This is a genomic window from Streptomyces sp. NPDC002776 (genome assembly GCF_053592195.1).
Window position 1 is genome coordinate 108,292 of the sequence record NZ_JBSFVG010000013.1, and the last position, 26,333, is coordinate 134,624.

The 26,333-nt window shown below is 71.9% G+C and carries 20 protein-coding genes; 12 read left to right on the forward strand and 8 right to left on the reverse strand.

Translation table 11 applies throughout. From position 1 onward, the window contains the following. Nucleotides 1-2 precede the first annotated feature (2 nt). Nucleotides 3-1,181: a saccharopine dehydrogenase family protein gene (locus ACWD11_RS25075; protein ID WP_451285637.1), complete on the reverse strand. Its 1,179-nt coding sequence runs from the start codon at nucleotides 1,179-1,181 to the stop codon at nucleotides 3-5. 281 nt (nucleotides 1,182-1,462) lie between these two features. Between ACWD11_RS25075 and ACWD11_RS25080 the strand changes: the two genes are divergently transcribed. The 4 genes from ACWD11_RS25080 to ACWD11_RS25095 are packed head-to-tail and all read left to right on the forward strand — an operon-like array spanning nucleotide 1,463 to nucleotide 7,197. After that, on the forward strand, nucleotides 1,463-2,593 hold the full coding sequence (locus ACWD11_RS25080; RefSeq protein ID WP_389419116.1) for a CaiB/BaiF CoA transferase family protein: 1,131 nt from the start codon (nucleotides 1,463-1,465) through the stop codon (nucleotides 2,591-2,593). Next, complete coding sequence (locus tag ACWD11_RS25085; protein ID WP_451285639.1) at nucleotides 2,590-3,732, forward strand: acyl-CoA dehydrogenase family protein; 1,143 nt, start codon at nucleotides 2,590-2,592, stop codon at nucleotides 3,730-3,732. The genes ACWD11_RS25080 and ACWD11_RS25085 overlap by 4 nt, the downstream gene beginning before the upstream one ends. Before the next feature lie 40 nt (nucleotides 3,733-3,772). After that, the gene (locus ACWD11_RS25090; protein ID WP_389419114.1) at nucleotides 3,773-4,987 is read left to right on the forward strand and encodes an acetyl-CoA C-acetyltransferase; all 1,215 of its coding nucleotides are present in this window, start codon (nucleotides 3,773-3,775) and stop codon (nucleotides 4,985-4,987) included. 41 nt (nucleotides 4,988-5,028) lie between these two features. Then, nucleotides 5,029-7,197 carry a 3-hydroxyacyl-CoA dehydrogenase NAD-binding domain-containing protein gene (locus ACWD11_RS25095; protein WP_451285641.1) on the forward strand — a complete coding sequence of 723 codons (2,169 nt, stop codon included), beginning with the start codon at nucleotides 5,029-5,031 and terminating at the stop codon, nucleotides 7,195-7,197. A gap of 13 nt (nucleotides 7,198-7,210) precedes the next feature. Here ACWD11_RS25095 and ACWD11_RS25100 read toward each other — a convergent pair whose 3' ends face one another. After that, on the reverse strand, nucleotides 7,211-7,933 hold the full coding sequence (locus ACWD11_RS25100) for a MerR family transcriptional regulator (protein ID WP_389419112.1): 723 nt from the start codon (nucleotides 7,931-7,933) through the stop codon (nucleotides 7,211-7,213). Nucleotides 7,934-8,187: 254 nt separating this feature from the next. On the opposite strand from ACWD11_RS25100, the gene ACWD11_RS25105 reads away from it, so the two are divergent. Both ACWD11_RS25105 and ACWD11_RS25110 read left to right on the forward strand, forming a co-directional pair. Then, nucleotides 8,188-9,654 carry an amino acid permease gene (locus ACWD11_RS25105; RefSeq protein ID WP_389419111.1) on the forward strand — a complete coding sequence of 489 codons (1,467 nt, stop codon included), beginning with the start codon at nucleotides 8,188-8,190 and terminating at the stop codon, nucleotides 9,652-9,654. A 25-nt stretch (nucleotides 9,655-9,679) separates the two neighbouring features. Beyond that, entirely contained in the window at nucleotides 9,680-9,919 is a 240-nt protein-coding gene (locus ACWD11_RS25110; protein ID WP_451285772.1) for a hypothetical protein, read from the forward strand. 92 nt (nucleotides 9,920-10,011) lie between these two features. On the opposite strand, the gene ACWD11_RS25115 is transcribed toward ACWD11_RS25110, so the two are convergent. Then, nucleotides 10,012-11,505 carry a M1 family metallopeptidase gene (locus ACWD11_RS25115; RefSeq protein WP_451285644.1) on the reverse strand — a complete coding sequence of 498 codons (1,494 nt, stop codon included), beginning with the start codon at nucleotides 11,503-11,505 and terminating at the stop codon, nucleotides 10,012-10,014. Between the two features lie 189 nt (nucleotides 11,506-11,694). Between ACWD11_RS25115 and ACWD11_RS25120 the strand changes: the two genes are divergently transcribed. The 3 genes from ACWD11_RS25120 (at nucleotide 11,695) to ACWD11_RS25130 (ending at nucleotide 16,667) form a co-directional block, all read left to right on the forward strand. Then, nucleotides 11,695-13,635 carry a Xaa-Pro dipeptidyl-peptidase gene (locus tag ACWD11_RS25120; RefSeq protein ID WP_451285646.1) on the forward strand — a complete coding sequence of 647 codons (1,941 nt, stop codon included), beginning with the start codon at nucleotides 11,695-11,697 and terminating at the stop codon, nucleotides 13,633-13,635. After that, nucleotides 13,632-14,876 carry a M14 family metallopeptidase gene (locus ACWD11_RS25125; protein ID WP_451285648.1) on the forward strand — a complete coding sequence of 415 codons (1,245 nt, stop codon included), beginning with the start codon at nucleotides 13,632-13,634 and terminating at the stop codon, nucleotides 14,874-14,876. Before ACWD11_RS25120 ends, ACWD11_RS25125 begins: the two co-directional genes overlap by 4 nt. A gap of 87 nt (nucleotides 14,877-14,963) precedes the next feature. After that, nucleotides 14,964-16,667 carry a BCCT family transporter gene (locus ACWD11_RS25130; protein WP_451285650.1) on the forward strand — a complete coding sequence of 568 codons (1,704 nt, stop codon included), beginning with the start codon at nucleotides 14,964-14,966 and terminating at the stop codon, nucleotides 16,665-16,667. 6 nt (nucleotides 16,668-16,673) lie between these two features. Here ACWD11_RS25130 and ACWD11_RS25135 read toward each other — a convergent pair whose 3' ends face one another. After that, nucleotides 16,674-17,612: an FAD-dependent oxidoreductase gene (locus ACWD11_RS25135; protein ID WP_451285652.1), complete on the reverse strand. Its 939-nt coding sequence runs from the start codon at nucleotides 17,610-17,612 to the stop codon at nucleotides 16,674-16,676. A 66-nt stretch (nucleotides 17,613-17,678) separates the two neighbouring features. Here ACWD11_RS25135 and ACWD11_RS25140 point away from each other — a divergent pair, with 66 nt between their 5' ends. Together ACWD11_RS25140 and ACWD11_RS25145 are read left to right on the forward strand one after the other, a co-directional pair. Beyond that, nucleotides 17,679-18,701, forward strand: coding sequence for an oxidoreductase (locus ACWD11_RS25140; protein ID WP_451285654.1), 1,023 nt, complete (start codon nucleotides 17,679-17,681; stop codon nucleotides 18,699-18,701). Between the two features lie 49 nt (nucleotides 18,702-18,750). Then, on the forward strand, nucleotides 18,751-20,391 hold the full coding sequence (locus tag ACWD11_RS25145) for an ABC-F family ATP-binding cassette domain-containing protein (protein ID WP_451285656.1): 1,641 nt from the start codon (nucleotides 18,751-18,753) through the stop codon (nucleotides 20,389-20,391). On the opposite strand, the gene ACWD11_RS25150 is transcribed toward ACWD11_RS25145, so the two are convergent. The 4 genes from ACWD11_RS25150 to ACWD11_RS25165 all read right to left on the reverse strand — a co-directional run bounded on the left by ACWD11_RS25150 (nucleotide 20,388) and on the right by ACWD11_RS25165 (nucleotide 25,248). Beyond that, entirely contained in the window at nucleotides 20,388-21,575 is a 1,188-nt protein-coding gene (locus ACWD11_RS25150) for a serine hydrolase domain-containing protein (RefSeq protein ID WP_451285658.1), read from the reverse strand. The two genes, ACWD11_RS25145 and ACWD11_RS25150, sit on opposite strands and share 4 nt — an antisense overlap. 127 nt (nucleotides 21,576-21,702) lie before the next feature. After that, the gene (locus tag ACWD11_RS25155) at nucleotides 21,703-24,084 is read right to left on the reverse strand and encodes a Tex family protein (protein ID WP_451285660.1); all 2,382 of its coding nucleotides are present in this window, start codon (nucleotides 24,082-24,084) and stop codon (nucleotides 21,703-21,705) included. Nucleotides 24,085-24,166: 82 nt separating this feature from the next. Then, complete coding sequence (locus ACWD11_RS25160; protein ID WP_256959483.1) at nucleotides 24,167-24,298, reverse strand: LPFR motif small protein; 132 nt, start codon at nucleotides 24,296-24,298, stop codon at nucleotides 24,167-24,169. Nucleotides 24,299-24,378: 80 nt separating this feature from the next. Further along, nucleotides 24,379-25,248 carry an SCO6745 family protein gene (locus ACWD11_RS25165; protein ID WP_389419101.1) on the reverse strand — a complete coding sequence of 290 codons (870 nt, stop codon included), beginning with the start codon at nucleotides 25,246-25,248 and terminating at the stop codon, nucleotides 24,379-24,381. A 115-nt stretch (nucleotides 25,249-25,363) separates the two neighbouring features. On the opposite strand from ACWD11_RS25165, the gene ACWD11_RS25170 reads away from it, so the two are divergent. Beyond that, entirely contained in the window at nucleotides 25,364-26,323 is a 960-nt protein-coding gene (locus ACWD11_RS25170; RefSeq protein ID WP_451285662.1) for a GlxA family transcriptional regulator, read from the forward strand. Nucleotides 26,324-26,333: the final 10 nt, after the last annotated feature.

Genomic DNA, 26,333 nt, shown 5'->3' on the forward strand with positions numbered 1-26,333 from the left:
GGCTAGCGGCTCGCGGCCACCCGGAAGACGATTCCGGCGCGCCGGAGCCGTTCGGTCAGTGCGTCGCCCATGGCGGTGACCGTGGTGACCTGCCCGGCGGTCGGTGGCAGTTCGTCGAAGGCGAGGCAGAGCGCCGACTCGGCGAGCATCTTCGCCGTCTCGTCGTAGCCGGGGTCCCCGCCCGAGACCTCGGTGAAGACCCGGCGGCCACCGCCCTGTCCGACGAACCGCACCGAGAACCAGCTCTTCGCCCGCTTCTCAGGGCTCGGCCCGTCCCCCGGCCTGAGCCGGTCCGACAGCCACCGGCGCGCAGGCGGCAGCTGGGCGGCAGCGGCCAGGCCGCCCACGCCCGCCACACCGGCCACGGCGACGGGCAGATGCCGTACGGCCGCGTAGTGCCGGTAGCGGAAGTCGGGGCCGTAGCGGTCCAGGGCCTTGGCGGAGCGGCGGACGATCTGCGGGTCGATGGTCGGCAGCGGCAGCGCCCAGGCGCCCACCTCCCCGGCGAACCGGGGCAGGCCCGTGGGGGCGAGGGCCCGGCGGCCCACCAGCCGCGGCTCGTGCCGGTGCCGGTCCCGCGCCGCGGCGATCATCTGGCGCCCCCGTGCGAACTGCCCCAGCGCCGAGGCGAACGTCCCGCCCGAGAACATGGCGTCCGCGGTGACGAACCCGTCCACCGTCAGCGGCACCCCCTCCGGCAGCTGCCGGACCGTGAACCAAGCGCCCAGATCGTGCGGGACGGAGTCGAACCCGGCCGCGTGCACGAGCCGGGCGCCCGTCTCACGCGCGCGTGCGTCGTGCCGCACGTACATCAGGTCCACGAACTCCGGCTCACCGCACAGGTCGAGGTAGTCCGTGCCGCTGTCCGCGCAGGCGGCGACGAGCTCCTCGCCGTACCGCACATAGGGGCCCACCGTGGTGGCCACCACGCGTGCGTGCCGGGCGAGTTCCCGCACCGACCCGGGATCCGCCACGTCCGCGCGCAGTACACCAACCTGCTCGCCCCCGGGCAGCCGCTCCCGCAGCCGTTCCAGCTTCGTCGCGTCACGGCCCGCCACCGCCCAGCGCAGCCCCTCGGGCGCGTGCGCCGCCAGGTACTCCGCGGTGAGCGCCCCGGCGAAGCCGGTGGCCCCGAAGAGCACGATGTCGTAGGGACGGTCCGCCTCGTTCAGCCTGCTCATGACACCTCTCGGTCCCTCACCACGCGCCGTTGTCGGTGGCCGAGGCTAGCGTGAGGTGTGCGGAGCCCGGCGAGGAGCCCGGCAGGCAGCGGACGGCCGTGGACCGGAACGCCCCGAAGAAGGGGGAGAAAGTACGCCAGTTCGCCCTCGTCGCGCCCGGCGCCGCCGCCACCGGATACCGTTCACTAAGCGCTTGCTCGCCCACCTCTTGTGCTCGCCGGGGCAAGTTCCTAACATCCTTGGTGTTACATCATTACTGTCACACCTACCCTGGGGACCGGATGGCAATGACGCCAGGACACGGCCCGCTCACCGGCGTACGCGTCGTGGAGCTGGCCGGCATCGGGCCCGGCCCGTTCGCCGCGATGCTCCTCGCCGACCTCGGGGCCGACGTCGTGCGCGTGGACCGCCCCGGCGGCCCGGCACTCGCGATCGATCCCGCGTACGACGTCACCAACCGCAACAAGCGCTCGGTGATCGTCGACCTGAAGGCCCCCGACGGCCCCGCGCGCGTGCTCGGCCTCGCCGCCCGCGCGGACGTCCTGATCGAGGGCTACCGCCCCGGAGTCGCCGAACGGCTCGGCGTGGGCCCCGACCCCTGCCGGGCCCGCAACCCCCGGCTCGTCTACGGCCGGATGACCGGCTGGGGCCAGGACGGCCCGCTCGCCCAGCGCGCCGGGCACGACATCGCGTACATCGCCCGCACCGGCACCCTCGGCATGATCGGCGCCCCCGGGGAGCCCCCGCCCGCCCCGGCCAACCTCCTCGGTGACTACGCGGGCGGCTCCCTGTACCTCGTCGTCGGCGTCCTCGCCGCCCTGCACCACGCCCGCGCCACCGGCACCGGCCAGGTCGTGGACGCGGCGATCGTGGACGGCACCGCCCACCTCTCCGCGATGATCCACGGCATGCTCGCCGCCGGCGGCTGGCAGGACCGCCGCGCCGCCAACCTCCTGGACGGGGGCTGCCCGTACTACGGCACCTACGAGACGGCCGACGGCGCGTACATGGCGGTCGGCGCCCTGGAGCCGCAGTTCTACGACACCTTCCTGGACCTGCTCGGCCTCGAGGGGTACGCCGACGCCCGCCGGGACTGGACCCGCTGGGGCGACCTGCGCACGGCGGTCACCGCCCGCTTCAGGACCCGCACCCGGGCCGAGTGGACGGACGTCTTCGCCGGCTCCGACGCCTGCGTGGCGCCCGTCCTGTCGCTGACCGAGGCCCCGCACGACCCGCATCTGGCCGCCCGCGGCACCTTCACCGACCACGGCGGCATCACCCAGCCCGCGCCCGCGCCCCGTTTCTCCGCCACCCCCACCGCCGTGCGCTCCGGGCCCGCCCGGCCGGGCGCCGACACCGCGGACGTGGCGCGCGACTGGGACGTACCCGATCTGACGAAGGGCCTCGAATGAAGCGGCGGATCTTCTCCGACGAGCACGACGCGTTCCGCGAGACCGTGCGCAGCTTCCTCGCCAAGGAGGTGCTGCCCTTCTACGACCAGTGGGAGAAGGACGGAATCACCTCCCGCGACGCCTGGCGCGCGGCCGGCAAGCAGGGCCTGCTCGGCCTCGCCGTACCCGAGGAGTACGGGGGCGGCGGCACCGCCGACTTCCGCTACAGCGCCGTCATGGCCGAGGAGTTCACCCGCGCGGGCACTCCCGGGCTGGCGCTCGGACTGCACAACGACATCATCGGCCCGTATCTGACCGGGCTCGCCACCGAGGAGCAGAAACGCCGCTGGTTGCCCGGCTTCTGCGACGGCTCGCTGATCACGGCCATCGCCATGACCGAGCCGGGCGCGGGCTCCGACCTCCAGGGCATCCGGACGCACGCCGAGGACCGCGGCGACCACTGGCTGCTCAACGGCTCCAAGACGTTCATCTCCAACGGCATCCTCGCCGACCTGGTGATCGTGGTGGCGAAGACCACCCCGGAGGGCGGCGCGCACGGGCTGTCCCTGCTGGTCGTCGAACGCGGCGCGGAGGGCTTCGAGCGCGGCCGCAACCTCGACAAGATCGGCCAGAAGGCGCAGGACACGGCCGAGTTGTTCTTCGACGACGTGCGCGTGCCCAAGGAGAACCTCCTCGGCGAGCTCAACGGCGCCTTCGTGCACCTGATGACCAACCTCGCCCAGGAGCGCCTGAGCATCGCGGTCGCCGCCATCGCGGGCGCGGAGCACCTGCTGGAGATCACCACCCGGTACGTCAAGGAGCGCGAGGCCTTCGGCCGGCCGCTGGCCACCAAGCAGCACATCCGGTTCGAGATCGCGGAGATGGCCACCGAGTGCGCCGTCACCCGCACCTTCCTCGACCGCTGCGTCGAGGAGCACGCGGACGGCGCACTGGACGCCGTCGACGCCTCCATGGCCAAGTGGTGGGCGACCGAACTGCAGAAGCGCGTCGCCGACCGCTGTCTGCAACTGCACGGCGGCTACGGCTACATGAGCGAATACCCCGTGGCCCGGGCCTTCACCGACGGACGTATCCAGACCATCTACGGCGGGACGACCGAGATCATGAAGGAGATCATCGGCCGCTCCCTGCTCGGCTGACGCACAGTCGCCCGGCCGACCCTCACCGAAAGGCTTCCTCGTGAGCACCGAAGCGTACGTGTACGACGCGATCCGCACCCCGCGCGGGCGCGGCAAGGCGAACGGCGCCCTGCACGGCACCAAGCCCATCGACCTGGTCGTCGGACTCATCCACGAGATCCGCGACCGCTTCCCCGGCCTGGACCCGGCCGCGATCGACGACATCGTGCTGGGCGTCGTCGGCCCGGTCGGCGACCAGGGCTCCGACATCGCCCGGATCGCCGCCGTCGCCGCGGGCCTGCCGGACACGGTGGCCGGCGTCCAGGAGAACCGCTTCTGTGCGTCGGGCCTGGAGGCGGTCAACATGGCCGCCATGAAGGTCCGTTCGGGCTGGGAGGACCTGGTCCTGGCGGGCGGTGTGGAGTCCATGTCCCGGGTGCCGATGGGCAGCGACGGCGGCGCCTGGTTCAACGACCCGATGACCAACCTGGCCGTCGACTTCGTGCCGCAGGGCATCGGCGCCGACCTGATCGCCACCATCGAGGGCTTCTCCCGGCGGGACGTCGACGAGTACGCCGCCCTCTCCCAGGAGCGCGCGGCCACCGCCTGGAAGGAGGCCCGCTTCGAGCGGTCGGTCGTCCCGGTGAAGGACCGCAGCGGCCTGGTCGTCCTCGACCACGACGAGCACCTGCGCCCCGGCACCACCGCCGACTCCCTGGCGAAGCTGAAGCCGTCCTTCGCGGACATCGGCGACCTGGGCGGCTTCGACGCCGTGGCGCTGCAGAAATACCACTGGGTCGAGAAGATCGACCACGTCCACCACGCGGGCAACTCCTCCGGCATCGTCGACGGCGCCGCGCTCGTCGCCATCGGCTCCCGGGAGGTCGGCGAGCGGTACGGACTCGCCCCGCGCGCGCGGATCGTCTCCGCGGCCGTCTCCGGCTCCGAGCCCACGATCATGCTCACCGGCCCGGCCCCGGCCACCCGCAAGGCGCTGGCGAAGGCCGGGCTGACCATCGACGACATCGATCTGGTCGAGATCAACGAGGCGTTCGCGGCGGTCGTCCTGCGCTTCGTCAAGGACATGGGCCTGTCCCTGGACAAGGTCAACGTCAACGGCGGCGCGATCGCCCTCGGCCACCCGCTCGGCGCCACCGGCGCGATGATCCTCGGCACCCTCGTCGACGAACTGGAGCGCCAGGACAAGCGCTACGGCCTCGCCACCCTCTGCGTCGGCGGCGGCATGGGCATCGCCACCGTCGTCGAACGCGTCTGAACTCCCCAGCGGCCACACGAGACTTCTACGGAGACCCCCTCATGACCACCACCATCCGCTGGGAACAGGACCGCACCGGTGTCGTCACCCTCGTCCTCGACGACCCCGACCAGTCCGCCAACACCATGAACCAGGCCTTCCGCGGCTCCCTCGCCCAGGTCACCGACCGGCTGGAGGCCGAGCAGGACACCATCCGCGGTGTCATCATCACCTCCGCCAAGAAGACCTTCTTCGCCGGCGGCGACCTGCGCGACCTGATCCGGGTCACCCCCGACACGGCCCAGGAGCTGTTCGACGGCGGCCTGGCGATCAAGCGGAACCTGCGCCGCATCGAGACCCTCGGCAAGCCGGTCGTCGCCGCCCTCAACGGCGCAGCCCTCGGCGGCGGTTACGAGATCGCCCTGGCCTGCCACCACCGCATCGCCCTGGACGCGCCCGGCTCGAAGATCGGCTGCCCCGAGGTCACCCTCGGCCTGCTCCCGGGCGGCGGCGGCGTGGTCCGCACCGTCCGCCTGCTGGGCATCGCCGACGCCCTGCTGAAGGTCCTCCTCCAGGGCACCCAGTACGACCCGCGGCGCGCTTGCGACAACGGCCTGGTCGACGACGTGGCCGCCACCCACGAGGACATGCTCGCCAAGGCCCGCGCCTTCATCGAGGCCAACCCCGAGTCCCGGCAGCCCTGGGACCGGCCCGGCTACCGCATCCCCGGCGGCACCCCCGCGAACCCCAAGTTCGCCGCCAACCTGCCCGCCTTCCCGGCCGGTCTGCGCAAGCAGACGGGCGGCGCCCCCTACCCGGCCCCGCGCAACATCCTCGCGGCGGCGGTGGAGGGCGCCCAGGTCGACTTCGAGACCGCGCAGGTCATCGAGGCGCGCTACTTCGTCGAACTGGCCGCGGGACAGACCTCGAAGAACATGATCCAGGCGTTCTTCTTCGACCTCCAGGCCGTCAACTCCGGCGCGAACCGCCCCAAGGGCGTCGAGGCGCGCCAGGTCCGCAAGGTCGCCGTCCTCGGGGCCGGGATGATGGGCGCGGGCATCGCGTACTCCTGCGCCCGCGCGGGCATCGACGTCGTCCTCAAGGACGTGGCCCTGGAAGCCGCCGTCAAGGGCAAGGGCTACTCCGAGAAGCTCTGCGCGAAGGCCGTGAGCCGGGGCCGTACGACCCAGGAGAAGGCGGACGCGCTGCTGGCCCGCATCACGCCGACGGCCGACCCGCAGGACGTGGCGGGCTGCGACGCGGTGATCGAGGCGGTCTTCGAGAGCCCGGAGCTGAAGCACAAGGTCTTCCAGGAGATCCAGCACCTCGTCGAGCCGGACGCGCTGCTGTGCTCCAACACCTCCACGCTGCCGATCACCGCCCTCGCCGAAGGCGTGGAGCGGCAGTCGGACTTCATCGGACTGCACTTCTTCTCGCCGGTCGACAAGATGCCGCTGGTCGAGATCATCAAGGGGGAGCGGACCGGTGAGGAGGCGCTGGCCAGGGCCTTCGACCTGGTGCGCCAGATCAACAAGACCCCGATCGTGGTCAACGACTCGCGCGGCTTCTTCACCTCCCGGGTCATCGGCCACTTCATCAACGAGGGCGTCGCGATGGTGGGCGAGGGCATCGAGCCGGCCTCCGTCGAACAGGCGGCGGCCCAGGCGGGCTACCCGGCCAAGGTCCTCTCCCTGATGGACGAACTGACGCTCACGCTCCCGCGCAAGATCCGCAACGAGTCCAAGCGGGCCGTGGAAGAGGCGGGCGGCACCTGGCCGACGCACCCCGCGGAGGCCGTGATCGACCGGATGGTCGACGAGTTCGGCAGGCCGGGCCGCAGCGGCGGAGCGGGCTTCTACGACTACGACGAGACCGGCAAGCGGGTGGGGATCTGGCCCGGCCTGCGCGAACACTTCACCCGCGAGGGCGCCCAGATCCCGTTCAGGGACATGCAGGAACGCATGCTCTTCTCGGAGGCCCTGGACACCGTCCGCCTCCTGGAGGAGGGCGTCCTGACCTCGGTCGCCGACGCCAACATCGGCTCGATCTTCGGCATCGGCTTCCCCGGCTGGACGGGCGGCGTCCTGCAGTACATCAACGGCTACGAGGGCGGCCTGCCCGGCTTCGTGGCACGCGCGCGTGAGCTGGCGGACCGCTACGGGGACCGTTTCCTGCCGCCGGCGCTGCTGGTGGAGAAGGCGGAGCAGGGGGAGCGGTTCACGGACGCGTGACGCACCCCGCGGCTCAGGCGGACCCGTCCGTCTCCGACGGGTCCGCCGCCTTGACCCACTCCCGCAGCTCCTCCTTCAGCGACCGCTGGAAGGAGGTCAACAGCGCCTGTACCACCAGCGGTTGCATGTCGGACGAGAGCGACTTCACGTCCTGGGCCGCACGCTCGGAGACCTCGCCGCGGAACAGCTGTGACAGCTCGTGCGCGGCGGCCCGGGAGTGGTCGATCAGCACCTTCCGCGCGGCCAGGATCGCGTCCTGCGACAGCGGCATGTCGAGCAGCCGCACCCCGAGCCGCAGCAGCCCGACGTCCACCCGGAACCTCTCCCCGTCGGCCCCGACGACGCCCATCGCGGCCAGCCGCCGCACGTCCTCGTCGGCCAGCTCCCGCCCCGCTCGCCGCTCCAGCTCCGCGCGCGTCACCGTCTCCACGGCGTCCGGGGCCCAGGAGGCCACCACGGCCCGGTGGATGGCGAGATCGTCGGGGCTCAGCCCCGGCGGCAGGCGCTGCATGTACCGCTCGATCGCCGCCAGCGTCATCCCCTGCTGCTGAAGCTCCTCGATCAGCGCCAGCCGCGCCACATGCTCCGGCCCGTAGTGCCCCACCCGACGCGGACCGATCACCGGCGGCGGCAGCAGCCCCTTGGTGCCGTAGAACCGCACGGTACGCACCGTGACGCCCGCCCGCGCGGCCAGCTCGTCGATGGTGAGGGTGGGGTCCTCGGCGTCGGTCTTCATGTGCAGCAGTATCGCTGTCTCACCACTGCTGTGACACCTGCCCGGGCGCACGGTGCCGATCACGGGGAGTTCCCCGGGACGTCATGTGCGGATCATGTGAGATGTACCGCTCTGTGAACTCCGCCACCGCGTGAGCCGCCGCCCATGAGGGAAAGTGGCGCCTTGGTCTGTGCTCTTACCGAGGGCGCGGGCCATACGTACGTCCGGCACACCCGAGCGCGATCCGCTCGGGCGCACCAGAGAGTGGTACCCCCGTGAGCAAGGACGCCGTGGACACGGCACAGGCCGCACCCCCCACCCTGGCGGCCCAGGCGCCCGCGGATGCGGGCGACGCCGGTTACAGCAAGGACCTCAAGGCCCGCCACGTCAACATGATCGCCATCGGTGGAGCGATCGGCACCGGACTCTTCCTGGGCGCCGGAGGACGCCTCCACAACGCCGGACCGGCGCTGGCCATCGCCTACCTGGTCTGCGGGATCTTCGCCTTCTTCGTCGTACGGGCCCTCGGTGAGCTGGTCCTGTACCGGCCCTCCTCCGGTTCCTTCGTCTCGTACGCGCGCGAGTTCCTCGGTGAGAAGGGCGCCTACGTCGCGGGCTGGATGTACTTCCTGAACTGGTCCACGACCGGTATCGCCGACATCACCGCCATCGCGCTCTATACGCACTACTGGAGCGCCTTCACCGACATCCCGCAGTGGGTGCTCGCCCTGATCGCCCTCGCGGTGGTGCTGGCGGTGAACCTGATCTCGGTGAAGATCTTCGGCGAGCTGGAGTTCTGGTTCGCGATCATCAAGGTCGCCACGCTGGTGGCGTTCATGTTCGTCGGCATCTTCCTGCTGGCCACCCAGCACGAGGTGGGCGGCACCACGCCCGGCCTGAGCGTGATCACCGACCACGGCGGTGTCCTCCCGCACGGCCTGATGCCGGTCGTCCTGGTCATGCAGGGCGTGATCTTCGCCTACGCCGCCCTGGAACTGGTCGGCGTCGCCGCCGGCGAGACCGCCGAGCCGGAGAAGGTCGTCCCGCGCGCGGTGAACTCGATCATGTGGCGGGTGGGCCTGTTCTACGTCGGCTCGGTCGTCCTGCTCGCCCTGCTGCTGCCCGGTTCGGTGTACTCCGCCGACGAGAGCCCCTTCGTCACCGTGCTGTCGAAGATCGGCGTCGAGGGCGCCGGAGACGTGATGAACCTGGTGGTCCTCACCGCCGCGATGTCCTCGCTCAACTCCGGCCTGTACTCCACCGGCCGCATCCTGCGCTCGATGGCCATGGCGGGCTCCGCGCCCAAGTTCACCGCCCGCATGAACCGCAGCCAGGTGCCCTACGGCGGCATCCTGCTGACCTGCGCGGTGTGTGTGCTCGGCGTCGGCCTGAACTTCCTGATGCCGAGCCAGGCCTTCGAGATCGTGCTGAACGTCGCCTCCCTCGGCATCATCAGCACCTGGGTGATCATCATGATCTGCCACCTGGTGTTCGTGCGCCGCGCCAAGGCCGGCCTGGTCGCCCGCCCCTCCTTCCGGCTCCCCGGCAGCCCGGTCACGGAGATCGTCACGATCGCCTTCCTGCTCGCCGTGCTCGGCCTGATGTGGAACGACCCCGAGGTCGGCCGCAAGACCCTGCTGCTCATCCCGTTGATCGCCGCGATGCTGGTGACCGGCTGGTTCGGCATCCGCCGCCGGGTGGCGAAGACCCAGGAACAGGAGTTGGCCGCGCTCACCGAGTAGCGCCTACGGCGGCGTCACGTCGGAGATCGTCCAGTTCCGGGGTGACGCCCCCGCACCGTCGGCGAAGGGAAGAGGGCACAGGCGTAGCCGCGCCTGGCACCGGGACCGCGCCGCGAACGACTTCGGCCTGGGCGCCGCCCAGTTCGTCCAGGTCGAGCCGTGCCTCTGGGTGGCCAACCTGATCGGCCGGCGCGTGATCACCGAGCGGCTGGTGCGCCGGGGCATACCCGTCACCGTCTACGACCACGGGGACGGGCAGCGCTGAGCCGTGCGCTCGCGGAGGCCGAGCCGGTGGGAGCCGTTCCTCCCTCGACCGGCGTCGAGGGGTGAACGGCTCCCGGGTGACCGGGGAACCGGTCAGTGCTCGTGCACGTCGCCCGTCGCCGCGATCTTCTGCCACGACTTGGGCTGCGCCGGAGCCGACGCCTCCCGCGCGATGGACGCCGCACGCGCCGCGGGCGCGGCCGGCTTCGACGGCTGGTACAGCCAGGTGTCGAAGAACGCCGCCAGCGGCTGCCCGGACACCTGCTCGGCGTACGTCCGGAAGTCGGCCACGGACGCGTTCCCGTGGGCGTACTTCGCCGTCCAGCCCTTGAGGATCGCGAAGAAGTCCTCGTCCCCGATCTCGTTGCGCAGCGCCTGGAGCGCCAGCGCGCCCCGGTCGTAGACGGCGATGTGGAACTGGTTGTCCGGCCCCGGGTCACCCGGCCGCACCGTCCAGAAGGGATCGTCGGCCGCGCGCGTGGCGTACACGTAGTCGGCGATCTCCTGCGCCGTGCCCTCGCCCTCGTGCTCGGACCACAGCCACTCGGAGTAGCGAGCGAAGCCCTCGTTGATCCAGATGTCCTTCCACCCGGCGACCGACACGGAGTTGCCGTACCACTGGTGCGCCAGCTCGTGGACGACCAGATAGGTGTTGGTCCCGTTCGCGAACCGGACCGGACTGTAGAAGGGCCGGGTCTGCGTCTCCAGCGCGTACCGGGTGCTGGTGTTGGGCACATAGCCGCCGAGCGCGTTGAAGGGATACGGCCCGAAGTACTCGCTCAGCCAGTCGGCGATCTCCCCGGTCCGCTCGATGCTGGCGCGGGCCGCTCCGTCGTTGTCGCCCAGGTCCTTGCTGTAGGCGTTGACGACCGGGATCCCGCTCTCGGTCCGGCCGGTGGTGATGTCGAACCTGCCGACCGCGAGCGTGGCGAGGTACGTCGCCTGCGGCTTGTTGGAACGCCAGTTCCAGCGGGTCCAGCCGAGGCGTGAACTCGTCGACTGCAGCGTGCCGTTGGAGATGGCCTGGGTGCCGTCCGGGACCTGCACCGAGACGTCGTAGGTGGCCTTGTCGAGCGGATGGTCGTTGCTCGGGAACCACCACCAGGCCGCCTCGGGCTCGTTGGCGGCGACCCCGCCGTCCGCGGTGCGGTGCCAGCTGGTGAACCCGTACGCCTGCTCGCTGGACGGCACCCCGCTGTAGCGGACCACGAGGGTCAGGGGCGAGCCCTTGGCCAGCGGGTTCTTCGGGGTGACCTCCAGCTCGTGCTCGCCGGAGGTGGTGAACGACGCCTTCGCGCCATTGACCCGCACCTCGCCGACGTCCAGCAGGAAGTCCAGGTTGAACCGCGACAGGTCCTGCGTGGTGCGGGCCAGCAGGGTCGCGGTGCCCTCCAGGCGGTCGGTCGCGGGCTCGTACTTCAGGCGCAGGTCGTAGTGCGAGACGTCGTATCCGCCGTTGCCGTAGGCCGGGTAGTAGGGGTCGCCGATGCCCGGGGCGCCGGGGGCGGAACTCGCGGCCGATGCCGGGATCGCCAGCAGTACGGAGGCCGCCGCGAGTGCGCCCGGCGCGAAGAATCTGCGGTGCACGAAAGCTCCAAGTCGTAGGGGACCGAAGGCTGTTCGAACCCTATTCAGTCCCTGTGCCCCGCCCGTGTCCACCGGCCCGGCTGTCACACGATCGCCATTCGGCCGACACGAACCCACAAGACCCGGTGACCATTCCGGCTTCCTGTTGCCCTCTTCTGTACGGGAGTTGACCGAGGTAGCGTCCCGCGCATGCCGATACGCACGCGCTTCATGATCTGGAGACCGCTCGCGACGGCGGCCACGGCCGCCCTGATGGCCACCCTCCTCTCACCCGCGACGGCCGGGGCAGCCCCGCGCACGAGCGAACCCGTCCACTCCTACGACGCCGCCATCCGCGAGGCCGTCTGGGTGGACACCGGACTCGACGGCGACGCCGACGGACGCACCGACCGCGTCGCCGTCGACATCGTCCGCCCCAGCGAACCCGCGCAAAAGGGCCGCAAGGTGCCCGTCATCATGGACGCCAGCCCCTACTACTCCTGCTGCGGACGGGGCAACGAGAGCCAGAAGAAGACGTACGACGCGGACGGCGACGTCGTCCAGATGCCGCTGTTCTACGACAACTACTTCGTGCCCCGCGGCTACGCCTTCGTCGGCGTCGACCTGGCCGGCACCAACCGCTCCGACGGCTGCGTCGACGTCGGCGGGCGCTCCGACGTCCAGTCCGCCAAGGCCGTCGTCGACTGGCTGAACGGCCGCGCCAAGGCGTACACCACCCGCACCGGCACCACCCGGGCCAAGGCCACGAACTGGACCAACGGCAAGACCGGCATGATCGGCAAGAGCTACGACGGCACCATCGCCAACGGCGTCGCCGCGACCGGGGTCGAGGGCCTGGAGACGATCGTCCCCATCGGCGCCATCTCCTCCTGGTACGACTACTACTTCGCCCAGGGCGCCCCGCTCTTCGACTCGGGCCCCGACTGGCTGTCCAACTACGTCGAGAGCCCCGACGCCCGTGCCCGCTGCGCCGCCGTGCAGCAGAAGATCGTCGCCGGCGCCCCGCGCACCGGCGACTGGACCCCGCTGTGGAGCGAGCGGAACTACGTGCCGGACGCCGACCGGGTCGAGGCCAGCGTCTTCGTGATCCACGGCATGCAGGACCTCAACGTCCGCGCCAAGCACTTCGGTCAGTGGTGGGACGCGCTCGCCAGGAACGGCGTCGAGCGCAAGATCTGGCTCTCCCAGGTCGGACACGTCGACCCCTTCGACTTCCGCCGCGCCGAATGGGTGAACACCCTGCACCGCTGGTTCGACCACGAACTCCTCGGCTACGACAACGGCATCGACGACGAACCGATGGCCGACATCGAGCGCCGGCCCGACCAGTGGGTCACCTCGGACGTCTGGCCCCCGCGCGGCACCGAGAAGACCACCCTGCGGCCCGCCGAAGGAGCCCAGGAGGGCGTCGGCACCCTCGGCCTGACCCGCGGCACCGGCACCGAGACCTTCACCGACGACCCCGCGCGCGACGAGACCGACTGGGCCGCCCACATCGACCGGCCCACCCCCGACAAGGCGGGCTTCGTCACCGGACCGCTCACCCGCGACCTGCGGCTGTCCGGCTCCTCCAAGGTCACCGTCACCGCGACCCCGACCACCGCCACGGCCCACCTGTCGGCGGTCATCGTGGACCTCGGCCCCGACACCATCCGCGACTACGCCGGCGCCGGCGAGGGCATCACCACCCTCACCGAGCGGACCTGCTGGGGCGCGAGCAGCACAGGCGACAGCGCCTGCTTCAAGGAGACCGCCGCGAAGACGGCCGACGTCGACTACACGATCCTCAGCCGCGGCTGGGCCGACCTCGCCTCGTACGGGGGAGCGCCCCTCACCCCCGGCACGCCGTACACCGTCACCCTCGATCTGGCGGCCACCGACCATGTCGTCCCGGCCGGCCACCGGCTCGCCCTGATCGTCGCGGGCACCGACCGGGACCTGATCGAACCGCCGTCCACCACCCCCACGCTGACGCTCGACCTGTCCCGCACCTCGGCCCGTGTGCCGCTGGTCGGCGGCGCCGACGCCTTCCGCAAGGCCGTCTCCGGCGCGACCGCCGCCCCGAGCGAGGCCGTCCTCGACGGCGTACGCGAGCCGCGCACCGCCCAGCGCATCCCGGAGGCCTCGTGAAGTCCCGTATCGCCGCGGTGATCGCGGCCGTCCTCGCCGCACCCCTGCTGTCGGTCCCGGCGCACGCGGCGGACACCCCGCCGCGCACCGGTTTCGAGGAATCGGGCGGCGCCCGCTGGACCAGCCAGCCCGAGGAGCAGGACTTCCTCGCCGCCGTCGACGAGGCGAGCGACCGGGTGTCGGTCAGCCGGATCGGCACCACCGACCAGGACCGCCCGCTCCAGCTCGTGCGCATCGGCACCCGCCCGACCACCCGCACCGTCCTGCTGGTGTGCAGCCAGCACGGCGACGAGCCCTCGGGCCGCGAGGCATGCCTGACCACCGTCCGCGACCTGGCGTACGGCGACGACGAGCGCACCCGGCGCCTGCTGCGGAGCACGACCGTGCTCGTCGTGCCCACCGCCAACCCCGACGGCCGGGCCGCGAACACCCGCGGCAACAGCGACGGCGTCGACATCAACCGCGACCACCTCGCCCTGAGGACCGCCGAGGGCCGGGCCCTGGCCGCGGTGATCCGGGACCGCAGGCCGGACGTGGTCTACGACCTGCACGAGTACGGCGGTACACCGCCCTACTACGACAAGGACCTGTTCGACCTGTGGCCGCGCAACCTCAACACGGCCCCGGCCGTGCACCAGGAGGCACGGACGCTCTCCGACTTCGTGCGGCCCGCGGCCCGGGCCGACGGCTACACGACCGGCACCTACGGCATCTGGACCGACCCCGTCACGGGTGAACCCGTCCGGCAGGTCGCCGGGGACGGTCAGGAGCGCATCCTGCGCAACATGTCCGGAATCAAGCACACCGTGGGCCTGCTCATCGAGAGCCGGGTGGAACCCCTCACCGAGGTGCCGGAGCCGGTCAACAACCTGCGCCGGGTCCACTCCCAACTCTCCGCCCTTCGGGGCCTGTTCTCCTTCGCGGGGGAGCGGGGACGGCAGGTCGACGCGGCGACCGCGGCCGCCCGCCTCGCCGGCTGGCGCGACACCGGACCGGTCTTCGTCGGTGGCGCGGACAACGACCCCGCCGAGCCCGCCGAGACCATCCAGGACCCGCCCTGCGGCTACCGGCTGACGGACGATCAGTACGCCCAACTGAAGGACGAACTGGCGCTGCACGGAGTGCGCACCCGGGGCACCTACGTCCCGCTCCGCCAGTCGCTGCGTGCCCTGGTCCCGCTGCTCCTCGACGCCCGCGCCCCGTATCACCTCACGGCGGCGGAGCCCGACACCGACTGCTGAAACGGCCCTGACGGACGGCACCTGTGGTAGGCCGTAGGGGATGCGCAGATAGGGCATACCCGCGGATTCCATTGAAAGGTGCCGCAGATGACGGAAGACCTGAAGAAAAGGGGCGGCCGGGAAGGTCCTTCGGAGCCTCCCGGCCCCCACCACACCGACCGCGTGGTGTTCGGAGTCACCGCCGTCATCACCGTGGCCTTCGTGATCTGGGGCTCGACGGCGACCGACTCGCTGCAGAGCGTCTCCACGAAGATGCTCAACGGCCTGATCCACAACGGCGGCTGGGCCTTCATGCTCGCCGCCTCCTGCTTCGTGGTCTTCGCCCTCTGGCTCGCGGTCAGCCGCTACGGCCGCATCCACCTCGGTGCCGAGGGCGAGGAACCCGAGTTCCGGACCGTGTCCTGGGTCGCGATGATGTTCAGCGCGGGCATGGGCATCGGCCTGATGTTCTACGGCGTGAGCGAGCCGCTCTCGCACTACATGAGCCCGCCCCCGGGCACCGACCCCGCCAACTCCGGTGAACGCATGGAGACGGCGATGGCCACCACCCTCTTCCACTGGACGCTGCACCCCTGGGCGATCTACGCGGTGGTCGGCCTCGCCATCGCCTACAGCACCTTCCGCAGGCGCCGCCGCCAGACCATCAGCGCCGTCTTCACCCCGCTCATCGGGGAGCGGCACGCCAACGGCACCGGCGGCCGGATCATCGACATGCTCGCGATCATCGCCACCGTATTCGGCTCCGCGGCCTCCCTGGGCCTCGGCGCCCTCCAGATCGGGTCCGGTTTCCAGGAGCTGGACTGGATGGACGACGTCAGCGACGGCCTGCTCGTCGCCATCATCGCCGTACTGACCCTGGCCTTCGTCGCCTCGGCCGTCTCCGGAGTCGAGCGGGGCATCCAGTGGCTGTCCAACACCAACATGGTGCTCGCCCTGATCCTCTCCGTGTTCGTGTTCCTCGCCGGCCCCACCATCATCGTGCTCGACCTGCTGCCCACGTCGATCTTCGCCTACCTCGGCGACCTGCCCCAGCTCGCCGGGCGCACCGAGGCCGGCGGCGGCGAGGGCGTCGCGGACTGGCTGGGCAGCTGGACCGTCTTCTACTGGGCCTGGTGGATCTCCTGGACGCCCTTCGTGGGCATGTTCATCGCCCGGATCAGCCGGGGCCGCACCATCCGGCAGTTCGTCGGCGGGGTCATCCTCGTGCCCAGCACCGTCAGCCTCGTCTGGTTCGCGGTCTTCGGCGGTACGGCGATGAAGCTGAAGGAGGGCGGCGCGCTCGGCGGCGAGGACACCCCCGAGGGCCAACTCTTCGGCGTGCTGCAGGAGTTCCCCATCGCCACGGCCACCAGTCTGCTGGTGATGCTCCTGGTCGGCATCTTCTTCGTCTCGGGCGCCGACGCCGCGTCCATCGTGATGGGCACCCTCTCCCAGAAGGGCGCGCTCGAACCCGGCCGTCTCGTCGTGGTGTTCTGGGGCGTGGTGACCGGCGCCGTCGCCGCCATCATGCTGCTCGTCGGCAGCAGCCAGGGTGACGCGCTCACCGGCCTGCAGAACCTCACGATCCTGGCCGCCGCGCCCTTCGTCCTGGTGATGATCGGCATGTGCGTCGCCCTGCTGCGCGATCTGCGCCGGGATCCCGTCATCGTGCGCCGCGAGATGGGCAGCGAAGCCGTCGCCCTGGCCGTGATCGCCGGTCACCGCAAGTACGACGGCGACTTCGAGATCAAGGTCGGCCCCGGCCCGGGCACCGAGACGGAGGGCGACCCGCTGGGTTACGACCACGCCTGAGCGCGCTCAGCGGGAGGCGAGGGCGGCCGCCTCCTCCGCGCAGCCCCAGGCCACCGTCACTCCGGCGCCGCCATGGCCGTAGTTGTGCACCAAGGTCCGTCCGTCCGGCAGGAGTTCGCGCTCCAGCCGGACCGCGTCCCGCACCGGCCGCAGCCCCACCCGGTGGTCCAGCACCCGCGCCCCGGCGATCTCCGGCCTCAGCTCGGCGCACCGCGCCACGATCGCCTCGGCCACCTTCGCGTCCGGCTCCAGCGACCAGGCGCCCTCCTCCGCCGTGCCGCCCAGCAGCAGCCGGCCGGGCTGCGGAAAGAAGTACGCCATCTCGCCGGAGGCGTCGGTGGAGGTGACCCAGGTGTCGATCCCCGGGTTCTGAACGACCACCAACTGCCCCCGCACCGGCCGCACGGACGGATCCGGCACCAGTTCCCGCGCCCCGAGCCCCGTGCAGTTGACCACGACCGGCGCCTGCGCCTCCCTGAGCGCGGACACCTTCCGCGCCTCGATCTCCCCGCCCGCGCCGAGGAACCGCTCCCGCAGCCACGGCAGATGAGTCGACATGTCGATGAGCGGCAGCCGGGCCGACAGCCCCGCCCCGTCCGGCGCGGCCCGCAGCCCCGGCACCCGCCGGGCCGCCCAGGCGTCCGCCCCGTCCAGCTCCCCTTCGCCCAGTACCCCTTCGACCATGCGTACGCCGGTGGCTTCGGGGCTCCGGGCCAGCTCCTCGTAGACATCGAAGGACCGCAGCGCCCACTGCCGCGCCAGGGCCAGCGGTTCGATCCGGTACGGCCACCACAGCGCGCCCGCGACCGCCGAGGTGGTCCGCTCGACGGGGTCGCGCGTCCACACCCGCACCCGGCGCCCGCCCTCGGCCAGGACCACGGCGGTGGTCAGTCCGATGACCCCGCCGCCGACCACGATGACTTCGTCGTTCCGCCGCTTCTCCACCCCGGGACGGTAGCGGAATGTGCCATGCCGTGCTCACATCACCCCCGTGCTGGGGATACTCACAGCATGTCTGCCGAGTACGCGACCTTCGACCTGGCACCGGCGATGCGTGCCGGTGGAGTCCTCGCCAACGGTGACTACCAAGTCCACCGGGACTTCGTGGACTTCATCGTCGAGGGCCGCCCGCTGCTGTTCCAGCTCTCCGACCTCGACGCCGTCTCCCCGCTCGCCTCCGACGTACCGCCCGCGATCTTCACCGCCCAGGTCCAGAGCCTCCTGCTGGAGGCGGACCCACCGCTGCCGGACGGCCGGTACGTCATCTACGGCTGCCCCGAGTGCGAGAGCCTGGCGTGCGGCGCGGTCACCGCCGCCATCGACCGGTCCGGTGACGACTTCATCTGGCGGGACTTCGCCTGGCAGACCGACGAGCGCGCCGATCTGGAGCGCAACGGCTACCACGGCATAGGGCCCTTCCGCTTCCGGGGTGCCGAGTACCGGGCGGCGCTGGCCGCCCTCCTCGCGGCGGCCCCCGCCGGTTCCCGCCGCCGCGTCCTGCTGATCGGCGCCCGGGTCGCGCTGCCGGCCAAGCTCGCCGCCGCCCTGCGCACCATCGGCATCGGCGCCGACATCACCCGCGACGCCGACGGCGTGCCCCCCGACGAACTGCGCGGCTACGGCGCCGTCGCCTTCGGCCGCGGGGCCACCGAGCAGGAACGTGCCGCCGTACGCCGGGTCTTCGACCGTGCCGGCGTCGAGGTGGCCTACGTCCATGGCCTGGCCCCGATCGTCCCGTTGCTGGTCGCCCAGATAGAGAACGCCCTGGACCGCAGCCCGGTGCAGCAGCGCCGGCTGACCCGCCTGGTCGCGGTGGACGGCGAGGCCGGCGTGGAGGTCACCTCGCCGTGCCGGGTCCAGCTGACCGCGTACCGCCGGGACCGCCTCTACCGCACCCACGCCCACGAGGTCTTCGACGGCGTCCTGGAGGCCGGCCGCCATCGCATCGTCCTGGACGCCAAGGCGGTCAAGGGGGAGTCCTACGTGGTGGCGCGGAGCTCGGGGAGCGTGCTGGTGGAGGCCATGGCCCGGTGAGACGAGGGGCATGAAGCCACCCGGCGCCGCCCCTTAGGATCGAGGCCTGATGACTGCCACCCTCGTCGTGAAGAACCTCGCCGCCGGCCACGGCGACCGCGCCCTGTTCAGCGGGCTCGACCTCGTCGTCGCGCCCGGAGACGTGATCGGTCTGGTCGGCGCCAACGGTGCCGGCAAGTCCACCCTGCTCAGGATGCTGGCCGGGCTGCTCGCACCGGAGGAGGGTGAGCTGCGTCTCTCCCCGCCGACCGCGACCGTCGGCCACCTCCCGCAGGAGCCGGAGCGACGGCCCGGCGAGACCGTCCGCGCGTTCCTGGCCCGGCGCACCGGCGTCGCCGAGGCCCAGCGCGCCATGGACGAGTCCACCCAGGCCCTGGTGGACGGGGCGCCGGGCGCGGACGACGCGTATGCGACCAGCCTGGAGCGCTGGCTGGACCTGGGCGGCGCCGACCTCGACGAGCGGGCCGAGGAGGTAGCCGGCTCCCTGGGCCTGGCCGTCGACCTGGACCAGCCGATGACGTCGCTGTCGGGCGGCCAGGCGGCGCGGGCCGGGCTCGCCTCCCTGCTGCTGTCCCGCTACGACGTCTTCCTCCTCGACGAGCCCACCAACGACCTCGACCTCGACGGCCTGGAGCGCCTGGAGCGCTTCGTGAGCGGCCTGCGCGCCGGCACCGTCGTCGTCAGCCATGACCGGGAGTTCCTCACCCGCACGGTCACCAAGGTCCTCGAACTCGACCTCGCCCAGCAGCAGATCAACCTCTACGGCGGTGGTTACGCGGCCTACCTGGAGGAGCGCGAGGTCGCCCGCCGCCACGCCCGCGAGGGCTTCGAGGAGTATGCCGACAAGCGGGCCGCCCTCCAGGACCGCGCCCAGATGCAGCGCTCCTGGATGGACAAGGGCGTGAAGAACGCCCGCCGCAAGGCGAGCAACGACAACGACAAGATCGGCCGCAAGTTCCGCAGCGAGGCCAGCGAGAAGCAGGCCGCCAAGGCCCGCCAGACCCAGCGCATGATCGAACGCCTCGACGTCGTCGAGGAGCCGCGCAAGGAGTGGGACCTGCGCATGGAGATCGCCTCGGCCCCGCGCTCGGGCGCGGTGGTGGCGACTCTGCGCGAGGCGGAGGTCGCCCGCGGCGACTTCACCCTCGGCCCGGTCACCCTGCAGATCGACTGGGCGGACCGGGTGGCGGTCACCGGTGCCAACGGCGCGGGCAAGTCGACCCTGCTGGGCGCCCTGCTCGGCCGTGTCCCCCTGACCGCGGGGCAGGCGGCGCTCGGCTCGGGCGTACTGATCGGCGAGGTCGACCAGGCCCGCAAGCTGTTCCACGGCGAGGAGGCGCTGCTGGACGCCTTCGCCGCGGCAGTCCCGGACACCGAACCGGCCGAAGTGCGCACCCTGCTCGCCAAGTTCGGCCTGAAGGCGGACCACGTCCTGCGTCCGGCGGCCACGCTCTCACCCGGCGAACGCACCCGGGCCGCCCTGGCCCTGCTGCAGGGCCGGGGCGTCAACCTCCTCGTCCTCGACGAGCCGACCAACCACCTCGACCTCCCGGCCATCGAGCAGCTGGAGTCGGCGCTCGACGCCTACGAGGGCACCCTGCTCCTGGTGACCCACGACCGGCGCATGCTGGACGCGGTCCACGTCACCCGGCGCCTGGAGGTCGCCGACGGCAAGGTGACCGAGCGCTAGCCCTTGCCCTTGCCCTTCAGCAGGGCGCAGACGAAGTTCTCCTGGACGGCGCGCAGTGTGCGCAGCAGATCCGGCTTGAGCGTCTGGTTGATCTGCGTGGTCGTGGAGAAGGTCAAGGACTTGCGCCCGTCCGGGGTGGCCGCGAACAGCTGGGTGTAGCCGGGTGTGTTGCCGGTGTGGCCGAGGACCACCCCGCAGCGCGTGGCGTACCGGAAGAGTGCGAGCCCCGCCTTGTTCTTCCCCGGCCCCGCGGGCTCGGACGCGCCCTCGACCCAGGCGCGCTGCTGCCGGACGACGTCCTGGCCGTAGAGCTTGCCCCCGGCGTAGCCGCGGATGAAGCGGGTCATGTCGGCGGGCGTGGAGACGATGCCGCCCGAGGCCCACACCCCGGACATGCCGATGAGCTCGCTGACGTCCTCCGGCGGCTCGGGCGGGGACACGTCGTAGCCGTGCAGGTACGGCCTCGGCATCCGGTGGTCCTGCGGCAGGCTGGTGTGGCGCAGGCCGAGCGGCCGGTACACCAGCTCGCGCAGCAGCCGTTCGTACCGTTCGCCGGTGGCCGCCTCGGCCATCAGGGCCACGGCGATGTTGTCGGAGTTGGAGTACCGGTACCGGCTGCCCGGTGGGAAGTGCAGGGGCCGGTCGGCGACGAAGTCGAGCAGCCTGCGGGAGTCGAAGCGGTGCCGGGGGTCCGCGAGCAGTGTCTCCACGAACTGGGGCGACTCGGAGTAGTCGGGCAGGCCGCTGGTGTGCTGCAGCAGCTGGCGCAGGGTCACCGCGCTCCAGGCGTCCGGCAGGTGCGGCAGGCGCTCGCCCAGGGTGTCGTCCAGGCTCAGATCGCCGAGGCGGACGAGGGACAGGGCGACCGCGCCGCTGAACGCCTTGGCCGCGCTGGCGATCCGCATGTGGTCGTGCACCCCGGGCTCGCGCCCGGTCTCCAGGTCGGCCACTCCGGCCTTCACCACGCGGGTGCGGCGGTCGTCCTTGAGTACGGCGATGACTCCGGGCGGACCGCCGGGTCTGCGGATCAGGTCCTCCAACTGCCGCTGGAGGGCGGGGTCGTGGTCCGGCCGCGGAGGGGTGGCGGCGCCTGCCACGGCGGGGGACAGCGTGGTCAGACAGACCGCGATGAGGGGGACCGCTCCCCGTCGGGGGCGGCGCGGGACACGGCGGCGGATCGGCATGGGCACTCCCGGGAGGCGCTGGTCGGTCGCGGTCCAGCCTGCTGCGCCCCGCACCCGTGGGCCCGCCGTGTTGCTGCACCCGGCCCAATGGCCCGGCCGCTCCACGAGGGAGAGGCCGGGCCACCGGTCAGCGCTTGCCCTTCTTCGGCTCCGCCAGCCCCGCGCGCCGCAGCGCGTCGGCCATCGCGCTGTTCGCCGGAGGCGGCGCCTGACGCGCGGTACCGCCGCCGCCACCGCCGCGCCCCTGGCGCTGCTGCGGCGGACGCCCGCCGCGCTGCTGACGGCGCTCACCGCCACCGCTCGGCCGGTCCTGGCCTGCGGCCTCGTCGTCCAGGCGGAGCGTCAGCGAGATCCGCTTGCGCGGGATGTCGACGTCGAGGACCTTCACCTTCACGATGTCACCCGGCTTGACGACGTCCCGCGGGTCCTTGACGAACGTCTTCGACATCGCGGAGACATGCACCAGGCCGTCCTGGTGGACACCGACGTCGACGAAGGCCCCGAAGGCGGCGACATTGGTGACGACGCCCTCCAGGACCATCCCGGACGACAGGTCGGAGATCTTCTCGACGCCCTCCTTGAAGGTGGCCGTCTTGAACGCGGGCCGCGGGTCGCGTCCGGGCTTCTCCAGCTCCTTGAGGATGTCGGTCACGGTCGGCAGACCGAAGGTCTCGTCCACGAACTCCTGCGGCCTGAGCGAGCGCAGCACACCGGTGTTCCCGATGAGGGACGCCACCTCCTGGCCGGAGGTCTTCACCATCCGCCGGACCACCGGGTACGCCTCCGGGTGCACGCTGGAGGCGTCCAGCGGATCGTCGCCGCCCCGGATCCGCAGGAAGCCCGCGCACTGCTCGTAGGCCTTGGGGCCGAGCCGGGCGACCTTCTTCAGCTGGGACCGGGACGTGAAGGGACCGTTCGCGTCGCGGTGCGCCACGATGTTCTCGGCGAGTCCGGAGGTGATGCCGGAGACCCGGGAGAGCAGCGGGGCGGACGCGGTGTTCACGTCGACACCGACGCCGTTCACGCAGTCCTCCACCACCGCGTCCAGGGAGCGCGACAGCTTCACCTCGGACAGGTCGTGCTGGTACTGGCCGACGCCGATCGACTTCGGGTCGATCTTCACCAGCTCGGCGAGGGGGTCCTGCAGACGGCGCGCGATGGAGACGGCGCCGCGCAGCGACACGTCCATGTCGGGCAGTTCCTGCGAGGCGAACGCGGAGGCCGAGTACACGGAGGCGCCGGCCTCGGACACCATCACCTTGGTGAGCTTCAACTCGGGGTGCTTGGTGATGAGTTCACCGGCGAGCTTGTCGGTCTCGCGGGACGCGGTGCCGTTGCCGATGGCGATCAGCTCGACGGCGTGCTCCTCGGCGAGCCGGGCGAGCCGCGCGATGGCCTCGTCCCACTTGTTGGCCGGGACGTGCGGGTGGATGACGTCGGTGGCCACGACCTTGCCGGTGGCGTCGACCACGGCCACCTTCACGCCCGTACGGAACCCCGGGTCCAGGCCGAGCGTCGCGCGGGTGCCGGCCGGCGCGGCGAGCAGCAGGTCGCGCAGGTTCGCAGCGAAGACGTCGACCGCCTCGTCCTCCGCGGCCGTGCGCAGCCGCAGCCGCAGGTCGATGCCGAGGTGCACCAGCAGCCGGGTCCGCCAGGCCCAGCGGACGGTGTCCTTCAGCCACTTGTCGCCGGGGCGGCCCCGGTCGGCGATCCCGAACCTGGCGGCGACGATGCCCTCGTACGACGACGGCCCGTCCGTCGGCTCCTCCGGCTCCAGGACGAGGTCGAGGACCTCCTCCTTCTCGCCGCGCAGCATGGCCAGGATCCGGTGCGAGGGCAGCTCGGTGAACGGCTCGGCGCAGTCGAAGTAGTCGGAGAACTTGGCGCCCGCCTCCTCCTTGCCCTCCCGCACCTTGGCGACCAGCCGCCCGCGCACCCACATGCGCTCGCGCAGCTCGCCGATCAGGTCGGCGTCCTCCGAGAACCGCTCGGTGAGGATCGCCCGGGCGCCGTCGAGGGCGGCCTGCGGATCGGCTACGCCCTTGTCGGCGTCGACGAACGCGGCGGCCGCGGCCAGCGGTTCGACGGCCGGATCGCCCAGCAGCCCGTCGGCAAGCGGCTCCAGGCCCGCCTCGCGCGCGATCTGCGCCTTGGTCCGCCGCTTGGGCTTGAACGGCAGATAGATGTCCTCCAGGCGCGCCTTGGTCTCGGCGCCCAGGATCCGCGCCTCCAGCTCACCGGTGAGCTTGCCCTGCTCGCGCACGGAGTCCAGGATCGCCGTCCGGCGCTCCTCCAGCTCCCGCAGGTAGCGCAGCCGCTCCTCGAGCGTGCGCAGCTGCGCGTCGTCGAGCAGCTCGGTCGCTTCCTTGCGGTAGCGGGCGATGAAGGGCACCGTCGAACCGCCGTCGAGCAGTTCCACGGCGGCCTTCACCTGCCGCTCCCGCACGCCGAGTTCCTCGGCGATCCTGCTTTCGATGGACCCTGCTGCCATGGACCCGGGTGTCGTCACGATCCCGTACCGCCTTCTCACTGAGGTTGCGCGGCAATTGTGGCAGGTGACACCGACAACCGGGGATGAGGGCGGGCCCGGGTCAGGCCCTGCGCCCGCGCGCGCTGCCGGACGCGCCGCCGAAGAGCCGGGCGAGCGCCCGGAAGGGCAGGGTCACGACGGTGGCGATGGCGCCACCGATCTGGCGGAGTACGTCTGCAATAGCGCGGAACACAAGCTTCCCCTTTCCTCTGCGGCCACGTCGGCCGTGAGGATCGGGTACCTCGTGCGCTCTCGATCATGCATGGTGCGTGATCACGCCTTGCCGATCAGGTCGGCGGGGAAGGCGCCCGCGGCCAGCGCGGTGCGGACGAAGCCCGAGCCCAGCTCCGTCAGCCGGGCCACGCCCTCGGCGCCCAGGTGCTCGTAGGGCGCGCGGTCCAGGCGGTCCGTCTCGCGCTCGACCCGGTCGCGCAGGGCGACGCCCTCCTCGGTCAGTTCGCCGGAGTCGTCGAGCAGGCCCCGCGCGCAAAGACGGGCGCAGGCCGCGTCCCACTCGTCCTGGTTCCAGCCGCGCGTGGCGAGCTGCCACTTCGGGGTGAAGCCCCGGCCGGTCGCGGTGTGCGTCACCAGCGCCTCCAGGCCGTCGAGCTCCGCGGCCACCAGTGCGACGAGATGCCCGTCGCCCCGGTACTCGCGCAGCAGCGTGGCGGCATGGAAGTACGCCATGTGCGGCTCCTCGGGAACCGGCAGGTCCGCGTGGGCGGCGTACAGCGGCCGGGCGTGGCGCGAGCACGCCTCGGTGGCGCGCAGCGCCAGCTCCGCCGCCTCGGCCAGCTCAGCGGAGGCGATGATCTCCGCGCCGAGCAGCCGGCGCAGCATGGCGTCGACGGCACGCGCGCGTGCGGCGAGCACCTGCTCCGGGGCGGCGGTCTGCCACACGGCGGGCACATGGCGGGCCACGGCCTCGTACTTGTAGTTGTAGAAGGTGGCCGCGACCGTGCCGGGCCCGACGGCGCCGAGGGCGGCGGACCGCACCGCGAAGTTCACGGCCTTGGGGTGGGTGATCCCCAGGGCGCCCGCTTCCTCGCCCAGCTCGGGCGCGAAGTAGTGCATGGAGTGCAGCGTGTTGAGCGCGTTGTGGCAGCGGCGGCCCGCGCGCGGGTCCAGGGCGGCTGTAGTCATGCCGGGCAGGTTACCGACCGCTTGGTATCCCAGGTCCAGGGGGTGACCGCAGGTGGCAGGAAAGGTGGGGAACTCGTCATTGCGGCCATGTGCGTCGGCGCGAAGAATCGGGGGCATGGCGCAGCGAACGGTTCTCCTCATCCTCTTCGACGGTGTGCAGAGCCTCGATGTCACCGGCCCGCTGGAGGTCTTCACGGGCGCGGAGCACCAGGCGCCGGGCACCTACCGCATCCGTACGGCCTCCCTGGACGGCGGCCCCGTCCGCACCTCCAGCGGCCTGACCCTCGTACCCGACACCTCCCTCGCCGACGCGCCCGCCCCGCACACCCTCCTCGTCCCGGGCGGCCAGGGCACCCGCGGTCCCGATCCGCGGCTGACCGCCTGGCTGCGCGAGCACGGACCGCGAGCCGAGCGCCTCGTCTCCGTCTGCACCGGAGCGATCCTGCTCGCTGAGGCCGGCCTGCTGGACGGCCGCCGGGTGACGACCCACTGGGCGTACTGCGCCAAGCTCGCCCGGGACCACCCGGCGATCGACGTCGACCCCGATCCCGTCTATGTCCGCGACGGACCGGTCGCCACCTCGGCCGGCGTCACCGCGGGCATCGACCTCGCGCTCGCCCTGGTCGAGGAGGACCTCGGCCGGGACACCGCCCTGACCATCGCCCGCTACCTGGTCGTCTTCCTGCGCCGACCGGGCAACCAGGCCCAGTTCAGCGCCCAGCTCGCCGCCCAGACCGCCCGCCGTGAACCGCTCCGGGACGTCCAGCAGTGGATCACCGAGCACCCGGCCGAGGACCTGACCGTCGAGGCGCTCGCCGCCCGCGCGGGACTCTCCCCGCGCCACTTCGCCCGCGCCTTCCGCGCCGAGACCGGCACCACCCCCGGCCGCTTCGTCGACCGGGTCCGCCTGGAACACGCCCGCCGCCTCCTGGAGGACACCGCCGCGGGCGTCGAGGAGATCAGCCGAGCCAGCGGCTACGGCACCCCCGAGGCCATGCGCCGGGCCTTCCTCAAGGCCCTCGGCACGGCCCCGGCGGAGTACCGCCGCCGCTTCCGTCCCGCACCCGTCCACTGACGCCGACGAA